Consider the following 15,983-nt stretch of genomic DNA (forward strand, 5'->3'; position numbering starts at 1 on the left):
AGTTGTTTTTGAAACATTTCCTGCTTCTGATTCGTATGCTATTTATAAACTATGGTAAAAGGATGTCGACGGCATGACGAAGTATGAGTTACAAGCATACGAGGAAATTCAACAATGGAAACGAAAGCTTCTTAAGCGAGCAAATTTAGTACAGCGTATATCAAAAAAAGCGCAGGTTAAAATAAATGAAAAAATTCCAGAAAAGGCACATCAGATTATTACGGATGCCATTAAGAATATGGTGAAGATGACGATTGCAGGTTCTAGTTTTACCACGAAAATGAATGATATTAGGAATATGAGTCTGGAAGATAGAGACAAGGAACTTGAACAAAAGATTTCGTTATACCGTAAAACGGCAACAATTGAAGGAGCAGGGACTGGTGCGGCTGGCTTATTAGTAGGGCTAGCAGACTTTCCACTTCTACTTTCGATAAAAATGAAGTTTCTTTTTGAGGCGGCAGCTGTCTACGGATTTGATACGAAAGAATACGAAGAACGGCTGTTTATTCTCCATGTTTTTAAGCTCGCCTTCTCAAGCGACGAAAAAAGAAGAGAGACGTTAGAAATTATTGAGAATTGGGAGGAGCGTAAGAAAGAAATCATCGATATGGATTGGCAAGAGTTTCAACAGGAATATCGTGATTATATTGATTTTGTCAAAATGCTTCAGCTCGTCCCAGGAATCGGTGCAGTTGTTGGCGCATATGCAAACTATAATTTATTGGACCAGTTAGGGGAAGTGGCAAAAAACGCCTATCGAATAAGGATATTGGGGAGTTCTCCGAAGCTTTATTGACACTCTATATTCAAAGAAAAAGGTGGAGAATATATTTTTCTCCACTTGTTTTCTTCTTAAATTGATTTTTCTATCTAACTGCATATGTTTCTAGAGTCTGTTCTTCAATGAACTCGATATTCTTTTTGTTTTTTGCGTAATTAACAATTTGTTCTTTGATATTTGGGAAAAGCATGATATCGTCCAATTCGGCTAACTTAATCCATTTAACACCAATCTGGTTTGGGTCAGGATTAGGTGGCATTTTCGGAATCGAGCCTTCTTTAATTTTGCAATCAAACATTAACTGCAAAGAGTGTGTTGACCCAAATCTGTTTGAGTTTAAGTGAGGGGCATACTCATAAACAAACGCTAGAGGACCAATCTCCACATCGATCGATTCTTCTTCCTTTGCTTCTCTATGAACTGCTTCAATAACCGATTCATTCGGCTCTACTCCACCAGCGGGTAAATTGTAATGTATACCTCTTTCATCATTAAATTCAACTAACAGAATCGAATTATTTTCTATGATGAGCGCACATGCTCTTACTCGGATAGGATATTTCATTTATTGTTCTCCTTCTAACCAAAGATATAATGGAAAAACATGATTAAGAAGAGGATACACATTCTTATTTAGAATGAAGTATCCTCTTCGTATTTTTAGTTTTTATTAGAGTGTAACCTCAGCTTTTTGCGGTTCATATGTCAATGCCGCAGCTCCCAATGCTTTCGCAGCAACTAACAATGCTTTTTCATCAATTTCAAACTTAGGGTGATGATGTGGATACGCTACTGGAACACCAACTGGTCTTGCTCCAGTAAAGAAGAATGTACCTTTCACATGCTGCAAGTAGTATGCGAAATCTTCGCCACCCATTTGTAATTCGGCTTCTTCTACTGTTTCTACGCTTGGAATGCTGTTGACACATTCAACAATAAACTCTGTTTCCTCGTCATGGTTTACAACAGCGGGGTAGCCTCTGTTGAATTCATAAGCATACTCACAATCTGCAGCAAGGCATGTTCCTTTTACAATTCTCTCGATCTCATTTTCGATAAAAGAACGAACATCTTCATTAAAGGTTCGAACAGTACCTACAAGCTTTGCTTTATCCGCGATAACATTAAATGCATTTTCAGCCACAAAGGAACCAACAGAAACAACAGCAGAGTCAACAGGACTCACTTTACGACTGACAATCTGTTGAAGGTTGAGGACGAGTTGTGAAGCAATCACGACAGCATCCTTTGTTCTGTGCGGCTGAGCCCCGTGTCCACCTTGACCTTGAATATTGATTTCGAAGCGGTCTGCTGCTGCCATGATAGGACCTTTGCGATATTGGATTTTTCCAGTTGGTTCACTTGCCCATAAATGAGTTCCAAAAATGGCGTCGACACCTTCTAAACAACCATCCTTAATCATGGCGATAGCTCCACCTGGTGCATATTCTTCCGCATGCTGATGAATCATTACATATGTACCTTCAAGTTCATCCTTAATCTCATGTAATGCCTTAGCAAGAACTAACAATGTGGCGGTATGTCCATCATGTCCACATGCGTGCATGACACCTGGATTAAGAGATTTGTAGGGAACATCGTTTTCTTCTTGAATTGGAAGGGCATCGAAGTCGGCTCGAAGTGCAATTGTTTTTCCAGGTTTCGCACCATAAATCTTAGCAACCACACCATTTCCACCAACATTTCCTTTTACTTCAATACCTAAATTTTCATAAAAGGTTTTTATATAGTTGGCAGTATTGACTTCTTGAAAGGATAGTTCTGGATGCTGATGCAAATATCTTCTAATTGAAACCATTTCCTCATAATAAGACTCTAGCTTTGTAAATAGTTGATCAATCATTCTCAACTCTCCTTTGTAAAAGTTTTTTATTTATTTTGATAATTATAACAGAAATAATTCGATAATCTAAGTTTTTTCATCAAAATGAAGGGGAAGTTCTTGGGAAGTTGGTTTTGAATGACAAGAAGTATTTGAATCAGACAATAGTTGTCAATGAAAACTAGTTTGACTGACAAGATGAAGCGAAGAAGAGGAATAGTTGTCAATGAAAGATCATTTGATTGACAAGATGAAGCGAAGAAGAGGAATAGTTGTCAACGAAAGATCATTTGATTGACAAGATGACTCAAAGAGAAGGAAAAGCTGTCAGTGAAAGATCATATGATTGACAGGATGAAGGTGCACATAGCTATAGCTGTCAGTCAAAAATGGTAGAACTCAAAAATAATGTTGCAACAAATGAATATGGACCGAAAATCAAAGTAATCGGTCCATTTTGCACCTTTTTTTACTTAATAAACTTCACACAAACTGGATCAGGTACTACAATGTCCGATTGCAGCACTGTTAATTTGCCAGTAGCTTTGTCTCGGGAGAAGAGAACGAGATTACTTGACTCCTGATTGGATGCTACGATGAATTTTTCAGATGGGTCTAGAGCAAAATCCCGTGGCCAGTTTCCTTCAGTCGATGTACGCTCTACAAATGAAAGCTCACCGTTGTCCAAATTCACAGCAAACACAGCAATACTGTTATGTCCTCTGTTTCCGGCGTAAATGAACTTTCCATCAGTCGAAATATGGATGGCACTTCCTTGATTGTTTTCTGTAAAGTCGCTTGGAAGTGTAGAAATTACCTGTAGCTCTGTGAAGCTACCATCATTTTCGTTGTAGCTTAGAACAATCACTTCAGAACTGAATTCTGTCATGACATATGCAATTTTTAATGTAGGATGAAAAACAAGATGACGTGGCCCGCTACCTGGTTTTACAGAAAGCCTTTGTTTTTCTGTTAAAACGCCGTTAGAAACGTCGTATGTGTAGATAAGATCGCTTCCTAAATCAACAGCAACCATATATTTTTCATCAGGTGTAAAAGCTGAATAATGCATATGAGACTTTTCTTGTCGTGAATCTGGACCGGAACCTTTGTGTTCAATAACAGATACAGGTGGAAGTAGTGAGCCATCCGTATCCGTTAAATAGGATTCAACCGTTCCTTTGTGATAGTTTGCTGAAAAAATATTCTTGTTATCACTGCCAACGCTTACATGACATGGGGGAGAGCCTGCAGAAGCTTGAGTGTTTAAAAGAGATAATTGTCCTGTTTCAGCATTTAATTTATAAGCTGAAACACCGCCTAAATCTCCAGTTTTTACAACAGAATAAAGAAAACGATTATCTTCACTAATCGTTAAGTATGTAGGGTTTTCGAGCTCGGCCGCTACTTTCACTTCGATTAACTTTGCTGCATCCGTATCTAAAACAAAAGAATAGATTCCCTTGCTTTCACCTTTTGTATAGGTTCCAACATAGCCGGTGTATTTCGTCATCCTAATTCCTCCGATACTAAAAAATTTAGTCTTAAGTATTGTTACCTATTCCAAAACCAACATGTCTTTCAAAAAAACATTATTACATATGCATTATACTAAATCATTTAATGGAAGGGGTAACAAAAAGTGCCCAGAGCATCTGGACATTTTCAACAGGGGTCATTATTAAATTAAGAACATCGCAACAATAGTAGTAACAATCAAACCTATCGTAACAGGAAGCAAATTTTTTCGTGCCAGTTCAAATGGGTCTACATTACAAATTGCAGCTGCTGGGATCAACGCCCAAGGAACCAAAGTTCCCCCGCCGACCCATATGGCAGCGATTTGCCCTAGTGCTGTTAATGTTTCAGCACCAGCTCCGATCGAGTGGGCGAATAAATTGGCTATTGAACCAGCTAAAGAAATACCAGAAAATCCTGAACCGTCTAAACCGGTAATGGCTCCAACAGCTGTTAAGGTAATGGCTCCAATTTCTTTGCTTAAAGGTACTACAGATGCAAGGGCAACCCCTAAATCATTGACGATTCCGAGAGAATCTTTTGGTAAATATTCACCAATTATCGTTGTAAAGCCCGAGTCGCCTAAGTAAAAGAAGGCAGCTATGGGGATAACGGGACCAAATACTTTGAAGCCAAATTGAAAACCTTCTATTAAATAATTCGTTGTTTTTTCAAGTCCTTTGTTTTTATGGCTCATTAAGGTAATGACAATCAGAATGAAGATTGCTGTGCCACCGACAAGGGCAGTCGCATCCCCGCCTGATAAATCTAGAACAAACATGCCAACAACATCTAATACAAATAGGATAGGGACAAGTATGGCTAGGAGTCGTTGTTGGGTCCTTGATAGGAGTGAAGGTTTGGTATCGAGATTTTCATTTGAATCTTGGATTGTAGTTGAAACCACAAGTTTCCCGAGCTTCATATCTCTTTTTAGGAAAAAGAAAGCAGCGATCGTTGTCACTACACCCATGACGATAACGAGGGGAATGCTTGCACTTACGACGTCACTAACAGGAAGTCCTGCAGCGTCTGCTGTTAGCTTAGGTGCTGCTTGGATAATGAAGTCTCCGGACAGGGCGATTCCGTGTCCAAATAAGTTCATAGCCATGGCAACGCCAAGAGCGGGTAACCCTACTCTCACAGCTACAGGTAACAAGACAGCACCTAACAAAGCAACCGCTGGGGATGGCCAGAAGAACCAGGATATTACCATCATTAATATCCCAATTGTCCAATAGGCTAAAGCAGGGGTGCGAATCATTTTGGCAAATGGAGAGATCATGACGTCGTTAATACCGGTAGAAGTCAGGGTTTTACTCATGGCGACAATAATGGAGATTACAAGAATAGTAGGTAAGAGCTCGGTGATCGCATAGATAAAGCTTGTAAAAATACTGCTGACAGAAGCAGTTAAGGATCCAGTTGCTGTGATGGCAATGAGAAAGATTCCGACTATACAAACGAGAGTGGTATCTCTTTTGAAAATCATGAAGCCAATGATGAAAAGAATAAATAGAACGTAAATCCAATGAAGCGCTGCTAACTCAACGCCCATTTTCCTTCCCCCTTTGGGCGATAACCCATTTTTTACAGAGTATGTGAAAATGTAAAAATGGTGTGTGACGACTTCTCCGTCTGTAGACGGAGATGAAAACACTCTTAAGGTTGTTTAAGAAATGGAAAACAAAAAGTAAACTATATTTTAAAAGGGGATTATCGTTTTATATCGAATATAGAAAACTAGGAATAGAAAGAAAGGGAATTGCCATGAAGTCTCGATCCATCAATCAAATTTTATTTGCATTATTTTTATTAGCGGTAGGAGTTGTTCTTTTACTTATAAATATCGGTGTCATTTCCTTGGAAATAAAAGAGCTTTTTGTCGTTTTTTATCCATTTTTGCTGTTATTTATAGGAATCAGCATGTTTTTTAAAAGGCTCTTTAGCAGAAGGAAAGATTCAATATCTTTTAGTTTTTTCTTAATGCTATTTGCAACAATGCTCGTACTCGATCGCCTGAATTACATTTCGTTTGGTTTTTGGGACATCTGGAAGCTGTGGCCAGCGATTATTATACTAATGGCCCTTTCGATGCTGTTTCAGAAGAAAACAATTAAGATTCACATTACAAGAGATCGTTCCAAAACAGGATTGGATATAGAACAGGACGAGGAATATAAGGGACATAGAAAAGGTAGTAGTTTATCCATTGGCGATATAAGTTTCAAAGATAGCAACTGGGCGTTGGAACCACTCGAATTATCGAACTCAGTTGGGGATTACTATATTGACTTTAGTAAAGCATTTATCCCAGAGAAAGAGACGCCAGTCGTGGTTCGTGGGTGGATAGGCGATGTGAAGATGATCATTCCGGAAGATATACCGGTCAAAATTCACTCAAAGATCAGTGTAGGGGATATTCGTATTTTTGATCAAAAGACAGACTCATTTAATCGAATTTTAGATTATAAGACGCTAGGCTATGAAGAAGCCACTAGGAAGTTGAATATTATCATAGACTTGAAAATCGGATCGATTCGAATTGATAAGGTATAGGAGTTATTTATGAAAAAATTATTTGGTATTCGGGGTTGGTTTATTCAAAGCTTTATTATGATGGCTTTTATCGGTACATTAATTCTTTTCGTCGGTTTGCAAATTTATCTATTTAATAATGACTCTACCATTCTTGATATAAAAATGACCTTTTGGTTATCCATATCGGCACTCATCATTTTTTTGTTTGTCGGAGGATATTTTGGGATAAAGGGGAGCCAGCTTTTAAAAGGAAGATTAACGGATGTCCTACTCTATATTTCTACATTAAGAAGTGGCAATATTTCTGAAAAGCTCAAAATCAATGAAAGGGATGAAATCGGTCTAATCGCTGAAGAACTAAATCAACTTGGAAACTATATTCAAGAACAAAGTAGCTCCCTGCAAAGATTAGCAGATACAAAAACGTCCTTAGCCCAGTCGGCTCATACAGCTGTTGTAATGGAAGAGAGGCAAAGATTAGCTAGGGACTTACATGATGTTGTAAGTCAACAATTGTTTGCGTTAAGTATGATGTCGTCTGCAACTTTAAGATTATTTGATACGGACCAAGAGAAGGCGAAATCACAACTTGAGGAAATTTCAAAAATTGCTGCTAATGCCCAAGGAGAAATGCGGGCATTGCTCCTTCATTTACGTCCGATACAGCTAAGCGATGATAATCTTTGTGATGGAGTCATTAAACTTTTACAAGAGCTTAAGGGAAAAACAAATTTAGATTTTCAGGCCAGTATTGATGAAATTGAACATATATCAAAGGCAACAGAAGAGCATTTGTTTCGTATTATTCAAGAAGCTCTTTCGAATATTTTGCGCCATGCTGAGGCTTCAAAAATTACGATGACGCTTACCGAGAAAGAAAACTATATTTATCTCTTTATTGGCGATAACGGCAAAGGCTTCAATCCAAATACAGAAAGAATCGTGTCTTACGGTTTGAAAACAATGCGAGAAAGATGTGAGGAGCTAGGGGGCGTTTTTAAGATTCGTTCCAAAGAAAAGGAAGGTACATATATTGATATTCGAGTACCATTTGTGAGGGAGGTATGAGGCTTGGTTCGTGTTGCTGTTGTTGATGATCATGAGATGGTTAGAAAAGGGATTATTTCGTATTTAATTACCGAACCTGAAATTGAAATCGTTGGGGAAGCAAATAGCGGAAATAGGGCTGTATCACTCGTTCTTGAAAAGAGACCAGAGGTTGTATTAATGGATTTACTGATGGAGAATGGAACCGGTATTGATGCGACTAAAGAAATTTTAAAAGAGTACCCAGAATGTAAAATCATCATCATCACCAGTTTTTATGACGATGAGCAGGTGTTTCCGGCGATTGAAGCAGGGGCTTTTAGCTATATGCTTAAAACAGCCACTGCAGAAGAAGTGGTAAAAGCAATCCACAAGGCTGTTGCGGGTGAAACTGTAATTGAGCCAAAGGTAGCGAATCGAATGATGAAGCGATTCCGTCCTCAAGAGAAGAAGCCCCATGACGAATTAACCGAACGAGAAATGGAAGTGCTCCTGTGTATCGGGGAAGGTATGACGAATCAACAAATAAGTGAAGAACTTTTTATTGGGATAAAGACAGTTAAGACCCATGTGAGCAATATTTTAAGCAAACTCGATGTTACTGATCGAACGCAAGCAGCGGTATATGCAAATAGGAATGGACTGGTCCAGAACCGGTCATAACAGCACTCAACGCGAGTGCTTTTTCTATTTGTGCCAGAGATTCTTAAATTGTCTTTCACTTTTTAGAGGATTATAATTAATCCATTGTCTAAATTTAACTAAATGAGGAATCTCGCATGCAATCATTAATTAGTCTATTAAAATACTTGAAACCGTACACATTCTTTGCCATTATTGGCCCTCTTTTTATGTGTGTTGAGGTCGGGATGGATTTGTTGCAGCCGATGATTATGCAGCACATCATTGACAATGGAATCGCAACGGACAATACGGCTTATGTAGTGAAAATGAGTCTACTCATGCTCCTTGTCGCCATTATTGGATTAATCGGTGGGATTGTCTGTTCCATTTACAGCACAAAAGCAGCTGTGAACTTCGCTACTGATATTCGACAGGATGTCTTTCGTAGGGTAGAAAAATTTTCGGCTAAAAATACAGATCAGTTTGGGACAGGGAAATTAATAACGATTGCCACGAATGATATTACTTCCGTTCAAATGGCGGTTATGATGACGTTGAAAATTCTTGTTCGAAGCCCTCTCTTATTCATAGGGAGTGTGATCATCGTTTTTATTTCAGCAAGAGAGTTCTTTTTAATTCTCTTAATCTTAATTCCGCTACTTGCGATCGTGAACTGGTATTTCATGAAAAATGCTGGAAAGCTGTTCCGAAAAGTCCAAGAAGCCGTCGATAAAATGAATACAAAGCTACAGGAGAATTTGACGGGAATCCGTGTGGTAAAAGCATTCGGGCGACAGGACTATGAGAAAAAGGGTTTTGCCGACATAAACGAAGAACAGACTCGAATAAATACGTCTGCTAGTCAAATGATTATGGGGCTTATGCCGGTCATGCTGTTTCTTGTCAATATAGGCGTTGTCGCTGCACTTTGGATGGGTGTAATAAAGGTAGATAACGGAACGACAGAAGTAGGGGTCATTCTCGCTTTTATCAACTATTTAACGATCACATTGAACGCATTAATTAGTAGTAGTCATGTACTAATGGCGATAACAAGAGCCTTCCCATCAGCTGAGCGGATTCAGCAAGTGTTGAATACAAAAATGGATATCGAAAATCAAATAGAAACGTATGAGCCGTCTTCAATCAAAGGAGACATTGAATTCCGTAATGTTAGCTTTAGCTATAGCAAAAATGGAGAGCTTGTCTTAAAGAAGCTTAATTTTAAAGCGAGGCAAGGAGAGAAAATTGGGATCATCGGGTCGATCGGAAGTGGCAAATCAACCCTAATCAAATTGCTTCCTCGTCTATATGATGTTGATACTGGAGAAATTATCATTGATGGGAAAAACATCAAAGAATATAAACTAGAACAATTAAGAGAAGAAATTGGATTTATCCCACAAAGAGCTATGTTATTTTCAGGCACAATTACTGAAAACTTAAGATTTGGAAAAGAGGATGCAAGTAAGGAAGAGATGGAAGCAGCAACCGCTACAGCTAATGCTTCTGAATTTATCGACAAGCTTGACCAACGATTTGAACATGTCCTAACTCAGGGTGGAAACAATTTATCTGGCGGGCAAAAACAAAGATTATCCATTGCTCGTGCACTAATCAGAAAACCAGCCATTTTAATATTGGATGATTCTACCTCAGCTGTTGATGCGTTGTCTGAAAAAGAGATTCTTGATTCCTTGTACCATGAGTACGAGCAGTCCACTACCTTTATCATTGCATCAAAGATTTCATCGATTATGAATGCGGATCGAATTCTGGTCATGGAAGATGGAAAAATTGTAGGAATTGGGACTCATCGTGAATTGTTGGAACAAAACAATGTGTACCAAGACATATACAACACGCAAGGTGGAAAGGAGGGAATGATTCATGAATCAGCCAGCAACTAAGTTTTCAGGTCACCCAGGAGGAAAGGGACGATTTGGAGGACCGGTTGTCAAAGCAAAGGACAGCAAGGGAACATTGAAGAGAATTTGGTTGTATATGAAGCAAGAGAAAACGGCACTCATTCTTTCGATTGCAATGGTGTTGTTGACTAGCTTACTAGGACTTGTTGGTCCTTATTTAATTGGCGTTATTATTGATGACTATATTATTCCGAAAGACATTTCGGGGACGATTCGAATGGCCGTCATTCTCGCGGGGATTTATGTGGTTTTATCCCTTTTCACTTGGTTCCAGTCCTATATCATGATTAATATTTCCCTCAAAACGATTAAGAGATTGCGTCAGGATTTATTCAATCAGATTCAAAATCTATCTTTACGATTTTTTGATAAAAAGACCCCAGGCGAACTGATGAGCCGCGTAACGAATGATATTGACCAACTAAATAACGCATTGAGTCAAAGTGTGATCCAAATTTTCTCAACTGTTTTAACGGTTGTTGGTGTGATGATCGCGATGCTCTCTTTAAACTGGATGATGGCGCTTGTGACACTTTGCGTGATCCCTCTGATGTTTTATGTAACGAAAAAAATTCTTAAGTACAGCAGTAGCAATTTTATCAAAAGGCAAAGGGACTTAGGCGAATTAAATGGTGTGATCGAAGAGTCGATTTCGGGGCTTGAAGTCATTCAATTATTCGGCAAAGAAAAGAAGGTATTTGATAAATTTTCTACGATCAACGAGCGGCTACGCCAGTCCTCTACCCAAGCAGAAATGGTTTCAGGATTTCTAGGTCCTATCAATAACTTTATCAATAATCTCGGGCTCGGATTAATCATTGCAGCGGGAGCATTGTTGACCCTTTATGATATTGCTACTGTTGGGATCATCGCTGCTTTTGTGACGTATTCACGCCAATTTTTCCGACCGATTAACCAAATGTCGAGTCTCTTGAATACGTTTCAAGCAGCTATTGCAGGGGCTGAAAGAGTATTTGAAGTAATGGATGAAGTCCCAGAAATCAGGGACAAGGCAGCTGCTGTACCAGTTCATTCATTGTTAGGGAATGTCGAGATTGATAATGTGTCCTTTGGTTATTCAAAGGATAAGCCGATCTTGAAAAACATCAATTTAAAAGCTAAAGCTGGACAAACGATTGCAGTTGTAGGACCAACCGGTTCAGGCAAAACGACGTTAATTAATCTATTGGCTCGCTTTTATGATGTTGATGAAGGGGAAGTTAAGATTGATGGAAGAAATATTAAAGATTATCAATTAAGTGATCTAAGAAAAAATATCGGGATTGTGTTGCAAGAGCCGTTCTTATTTTCTGGAAGCATCATGGACAATATTCGCTATGGCCAATTAGAGTCAACAGATGAAGAAGTTATTCGTGCCGCGAAAACGGCATCTGCCCATCAATTTATTAAATACTTGCCGAATAAATACGAAACGATTATTACGCCTGGTGGAGGAAATCTAAGTCAAGGACAAAAGCAACTACTTGCGATTGCGAGAGCTATTTTGGCGGATGCGAATATTTTAATTTTGGATGAAGCGACTTCTAGCATTGATACAAAAACAGAAATTGAAATTCAAACAGGCTTAGCCAATTTGATGAAGGGTAGAACAAGTTTTGTCATTGCCCATCGTCTAAAAACAATCGAGAATGCAGATGTTATAGTAGTAGTTCGAAATGGAAAAATCATTGAAAAAGGAACCCATCACGATTTAATGGATCGAAAAGGTTTTTACTACGATTCTTATCGCAATCAGTTCCAGCTAAGGAATCTTTCATAAAATTTTTCTATCAAAATCAATGAGAGTAAGTAACTACAATCAACTTGAAAAAGCCATTCTAAAAACGTCTATTTTTTGACACTTCTCCGAGTAAGGTATACAACGATAGGAGAAAACGCTATATTAGAATGAGTATAAATAAATTATTCTCGAACAAAGGGTTTAAATGAGAATAAATGGTCTTGAAAGGTGGACTTTTTTGCATGGTGAAAGAAATAAATGAAACATTTTTAAAAGCAGCAAAAGGGGAGCAAACAGATTACGTTCCTGTCTGGTATATGAGACAAGCTGGGAGATCGCAGCCAGAATATCGTGCGATTAAAGAAAAATACTCTTTATTTGAAATTACGCATCAGCCTGAGCTTTGTGCTTATGTAACAAGACTTCCTGTGGAACAATACGGGGTAGATGCTGCGATTCTATATAAGGATATTATGACGCCACTTCCTGCAATTGGTGTAGATGTTGAGATTAAATCAGGTATTGGTCCTGTTATCTCCAATCCCATTCGTTCATTAGCAGATGTGGAGCGCTTAGGCGAAATTCATCCGGAAACGGATGTCCCATATGTGTTAGAGACAATTAAGTTATTAACAGAGGAACAGTTATCAGTTCCACTGATTGGTTTTGCTGGAGCTCCATTTACGTTAGCAAGCTATATGATCGAAGGTGGACCTTCGAAAAATTACAATAAAACAAAGGCATTTATGTATGCAGAGCCAAAAGCTTGGTTTGCGCTTATGGACAAGCTAGGTGATACGACAATTACATATGTCAAATCGCAGATTAAAGCAGGAGCTAGAGCGATCCAAATTTTTGACTCATGGGTAGGAGCTTTAAATGTAGCAGATTACCGTACTTATATTAAACCAGTCATGAATCGGATTTTCTCAGCATTACGTGAAGAAAATGTACCACTAATCATGTTCGGTGTTGGAGCGAGCCATCTTGCTCTTGAATGGAATGACCTCCCACTTGATGTAGTTGGTCTAGATTGGCGTCTTCCGATCAATGAGGCACGCGCAATGGGAATTCAAAAAACGGTACAAGGTAACTTAGATCCAGCTATTCTTTTAGCCCCTTGGGATGTAATCGAAGAGAAGGCAAAGGCCATTTTAGATCTAGGAATGGCTCAACCTGGCTATATTTTTAATCTTGGCCATGGGGTTTTCCCAGAAGTTAACCCAGAAACATTGAAAAAACTTACTGCATTTATTCATGAATATTCAGCAGAAAAATTACGTCGTTAGTCCTGAGCATTTTGTTTGAAATGTTCGTTTGGTTTTTGGCAAGATTATGGACTAGAGACGTAAATTATGAGGTGAACAGAAGAAATGGCAAAAAAACAAATGGGTTTGCTTGTTATGGCATATGGAACCCCTTATAAAGAAGAAGATATTGAGCGTTACTATACACATATTCGTCATGGACGTAGACCTTCAGACGAAATGCTAGAGGACTTGAAAGGTCGTTACGAGGCTATTGGAGGACTTTCTCCACTTGCTGAAACGACGAATAATCAGGCGAAAGCTCTACAAAATCACTTAAATGAAATCCAAGATGAAATTGAATTCAAATTATATATTGGATTAAAACATATCGAACCGTTTATCGAGGATGCTGTAAAACAAATGCATGATGACGGCATTGAAGAAGCTTTGAGTATTGTATTAGCTCCTCATTTTTCAACTTTTAGCATTCAGTCTTATAATGGACGTGCAAAAGAGGAAGCAGAAAAGCTAGGTGGACTTACAATTAAGTCTGTTGAAAGCTGGTACAAAGAGCCGAAGTTCATTCAATATTGGGTTGAAAAAGTGAAGGCAACTTTCGAAGGGATGCCTGAAAAAGAGAAAAATGCAGCAGCTTTAATTGTTTCTGCTCATAGCTTACCTGAAAAAATTCTTGAACTTGGTGACCCTTATCCAAACCAGCTAAAAGAAACAGCTGAATTAATTGCGCAGGGTGCAGGAGTAAGTAACTATTACTTAGGTTGGCAAAGTGCCGGAAATACGCCAGAGCCTTGGTTAGGGCCAGATGTTCAGGACTTAACAAGAGAATTATATGAAGATCACCATTTTAAAGCATTCGTGTATACACCAGTAGGCTTTGTAGCTGAGCATTTAGAAGTATTATACGATAATGACTATGAGTGTAAGGTTATTACAGAAGAGCTTGGCGTCAGCTACTATCGTCCTGAAATGCCAAACACAGATCCATTGTTTATTGATGCAATGGCAACTGTATTACTCGATTTATTAAAATAAGTCATTAATCCAAACTAAGTAAAGAAGGCGATTGACTGTGTCTGAGAAAAAGAAAAGGGTTGTAATACTTGGGGGAGGTATTACTGGACTCACTACTGCTTTCTATTTACAGAAGGAAGCAAGGGAGAAACAGCTTTCACTAGAGGTCATTCTCGTAGAAGCGACTCACCGATTAGGTGGAAAAATGCAGACGGTAGTTCGAGACGGCTTTGTGATCGAAAGGGGACCAGATTCATTTCTGGCACGAAAGCAGAGCGCTTCCCGTTTAGCCAAGGAAGTCGGTATGGAAGACCAATTAGTTAGTAATACTGCTGGAAAGTCATACGTACTAGCTAAGGAACGTCTCCATCCAATGCCTGGAGGCTCCATAATGGGAATACCAACCCAAATCGGTCCTTTTATTACAACTGGATTATTCTCACTCGCAGGTAAAATGAGAGCGGCAGCTGATTTTGTATTACCAAAATCAAATCCTTCTCAAGACCAGTCACTTGGTCACTTTTTTAGAAGAAGACTTGGGGATGAAGTACTTGAGAATTTGATTGAACCCCTCTTGTCTGGGATCTATGCTGGTAACATTGATGATATGAGCTTAATGTCAACATTCCCTCAGTTTTATGAGGTCGAACAAAAATATGGTAGCCTTATTTTGGGAATGAAAAAAGGTACACCTGCTCCTCCAAAGAAAACACCTAGCTCTAATAAGAGCAAAAAAGGCATGTTTCTTACGCCAAAAGGTGGATTGCAATCGATGGTTGACGCAATCGAAGCGAAGCTTGATCCAAATTCTATTTTAAAAGGACATCGAGTGGAGTACGTTCGTAAAACGGAGGAAGGCTATAATATCAAATTGAATAGCGGGGAAATCCTTCAGGCGGATTGTGTAGTTTCTACTCTTTCCCATCAGGTGTTACCTGCTATCTTTTCTGAAAACGAGTTTTTTGAAGTATTTGAGGACATCCCTTCAACTTCGGTTGCCAATGTGGCACTAGCCTTCCCAAAAGAAGCAATAGAGAAGGATATTGACGGAACAGGCTTTGTCGTTTCAAGAAACAGTGATTATACGATAACAGCCTGTACATGGGTGCATAAAAAATGGCCTCATGCTTGTCCAGATGATAAAGTTTTATTGCGTTGCTTTGTCGGTAGAGCTGGAGATGAGACGATCGTTGATTTATCAGATGATGAGATCGTTAAAATCGTCCTTGAGGATATGAACAAGACGATGAATATTACGATGGAACCAGAGTTTGCCGTGATCTCGAGATGGAAAAACGCCATGCCTCAATACACGGTTGGGCATAAGGAACGTTTATCAAAAGTACTCGAACAAGTTGATCAACAATTGCCAGGAGTATTTATTGCTGGGGCTTCATTTGAAGGCTTAGGAATCCCGGATTGTATCGACCAGGGCGAGGCTGCTGTTGAGAAGGTATTACAATTTGTCCAAGCTAACTAACAAATAAAGACCAAATCCTATGAGGGTTTGGTCTTTTAATATACGAATAAATGTTCGTTTTGTGAAGCACTCAAATTAAAAAGCGAGTATCCTCGATTTCCATATTATTAGTATAAAACAATTTTTAATTGTAGTCTATATTTTATCTGAAAATTCTTTTATATTAATAACACCTGGCCGGGAAAGCAGTGAAAT

General features: G+C 38.7%; 13 protein-coding genes. 9 read left to right on the forward strand and 4 right to left on the reverse strand.

Annotated features, from left to right (window positions below):
* The first annotated feature begins 73 nt into the window (after positions 1 to 73).
* Positions 74 to 799 (forward strand): EcsC family protein, encoded by a 726-nt coding sequence (locus FAR12_RS11175; RefSeq protein WP_126408750.1) that lies wholly within the window; start codon positions 74 to 76, stop codon positions 797 to 799.
* A 70-nt stretch (positions 800 to 869) separates the two neighbouring features.
* Here FAR12_RS11175 and FAR12_RS11180 read toward each other — a convergent pair whose 3' ends face one another.
* The 4 genes from FAR12_RS11180 to FAR12_RS11195 form a co-directional block, all read right to left on the reverse strand.
* The gene (locus FAR12_RS11180) at positions 870 to 1,349 is read right to left on the reverse strand and encodes an NUDIX domain-containing protein (protein ID WP_126408751.1); all 480 of its coding nucleotides are present in this window, start codon (positions 1,347 to 1,349) and stop codon (positions 870 to 872) included.
* A 105-nt stretch (positions 1,350 to 1,454) separates the two neighbouring features.
* Positions 1,455 to 2,648: a M20 family metallopeptidase gene (locus FAR12_RS11185; RefSeq protein ID WP_126408752.1), complete on the reverse strand. Its 1,194-nt coding sequence runs from the start codon at positions 2,646 to 2,648 to the stop codon at positions 1,455 to 1,457.
* Between the two features lie 448 nt (positions 2,649 to 3,096).
* Positions 3,097 to 4,140, reverse strand: a complete 1,044-nt coding sequence (locus FAR12_RS11190; RefSeq protein WP_126408753.1) for a lactonase family protein — start codon at positions 4,138 to 4,140, stop codon at positions 3,097 to 3,099.
* Positions 4,141 to 4,308: 168 nt separating this feature from the next.
* Positions 4,309 to 5,703 carry a hypothetical protein gene (locus FAR12_RS11195; RefSeq protein WP_126408754.1) on the reverse strand — a complete coding sequence of 465 codons (1,395 nt, stop codon included), beginning with the start codon at positions 5,701 to 5,703 and terminating at the stop codon, positions 4,309 to 4,311.
* Between the two features lie 110 nt (positions 5,704 to 5,813).
* Between FAR12_RS11195 and liaF the strand changes: the two genes are divergently transcribed.
* From liaF to hemY, 8 genes are all read left to right on the forward strand, one after another.
* Positions 5,814 to 6,704, forward strand: a complete 891-nt coding sequence (gene liaF, locus FAR12_RS11200; protein ID WP_246010374.1) for a cell wall-active antibiotics response protein LiaF — start codon at positions 5,814 to 5,816, stop codon at positions 6,702 to 6,704.
* Positions 6,705 to 6,713: 9 nt separating this feature from the next.
* Positions 6,714 to 7,754, forward strand: a complete 1,041-nt coding sequence (locus FAR12_RS11205) for a sensor histidine kinase (protein WP_126408756.1) — start codon at positions 6,714 to 6,716, stop codon at positions 7,752 to 7,754.
* A 3-nt stretch (positions 7,755 to 7,757) separates the two neighbouring features.
* On the forward strand, positions 7,758 to 8,396 hold the full coding sequence (locus FAR12_RS11210) for a response regulator transcription factor (RefSeq protein ID WP_126408757.1): 639 nt from the start codon (positions 7,758 to 7,760) through the stop codon (positions 8,394 to 8,396).
* Positions 8,397 to 8,512: 116 nt separating this feature from the next.
* Positions 8,513 to 10,267, forward strand: a complete 1,755-nt coding sequence (locus tag FAR12_RS11215) for an ABC transporter ATP-binding protein (RefSeq protein WP_126408758.1) — start codon at positions 8,513 to 8,515, stop codon at positions 10,265 to 10,267.
* Positions 10,248 to 12,065 carry an ABC transporter ATP-binding protein gene (locus tag FAR12_RS11220; RefSeq protein WP_126408759.1) on the forward strand — a complete coding sequence of 606 codons (1,818 nt, stop codon included), beginning with the start codon at positions 10,248 to 10,250 and terminating at the stop codon, positions 12,063 to 12,065. The genes FAR12_RS11215 and FAR12_RS11220 overlap by 20 nt, the downstream gene beginning before the upstream one ends.
* 203 nt (positions 12,066 to 12,268) lie before the next feature.
* Positions 12,269 to 13,315 (forward strand): uroporphyrinogen decarboxylase, encoded by a 1,047-nt coding sequence (gene hemE, locus FAR12_RS11225; protein ID WP_126408760.1) that lies wholly within the window; start codon positions 12,269 to 12,271, stop codon positions 13,313 to 13,315.
* 84 nt (positions 13,316 to 13,399) lie between these two features.
* Complete coding sequence (gene hemH, locus FAR12_RS11230) at positions 13,400 to 14,329, forward strand: ferrochelatase (RefSeq protein ID WP_126408761.1); 930 nt, start codon at positions 13,400 to 13,402, stop codon at positions 14,327 to 14,329.
* Between the two features lie 37 nt (positions 14,330 to 14,366).
* Positions 14,367 to 15,788, forward strand: a complete 1,422-nt coding sequence (gene hemY, locus FAR12_RS11235; RefSeq protein WP_126408762.1) for a protoporphyrinogen oxidase — start codon at positions 14,367 to 14,369, stop codon at positions 15,786 to 15,788.
* Positions 15,789 to 15,983 lie beyond the last annotated feature (195 nt).

It is taken from the genome of Bacillus yapensis (genome assembly GCF_005280205.1).
In the GTDB taxonomy this organism is placed as follows: Bacteria; Bacillota; Bacilli; order Bacillales; family Cytobacillaceae; genus Robertmurraya; species Robertmurraya yapensis.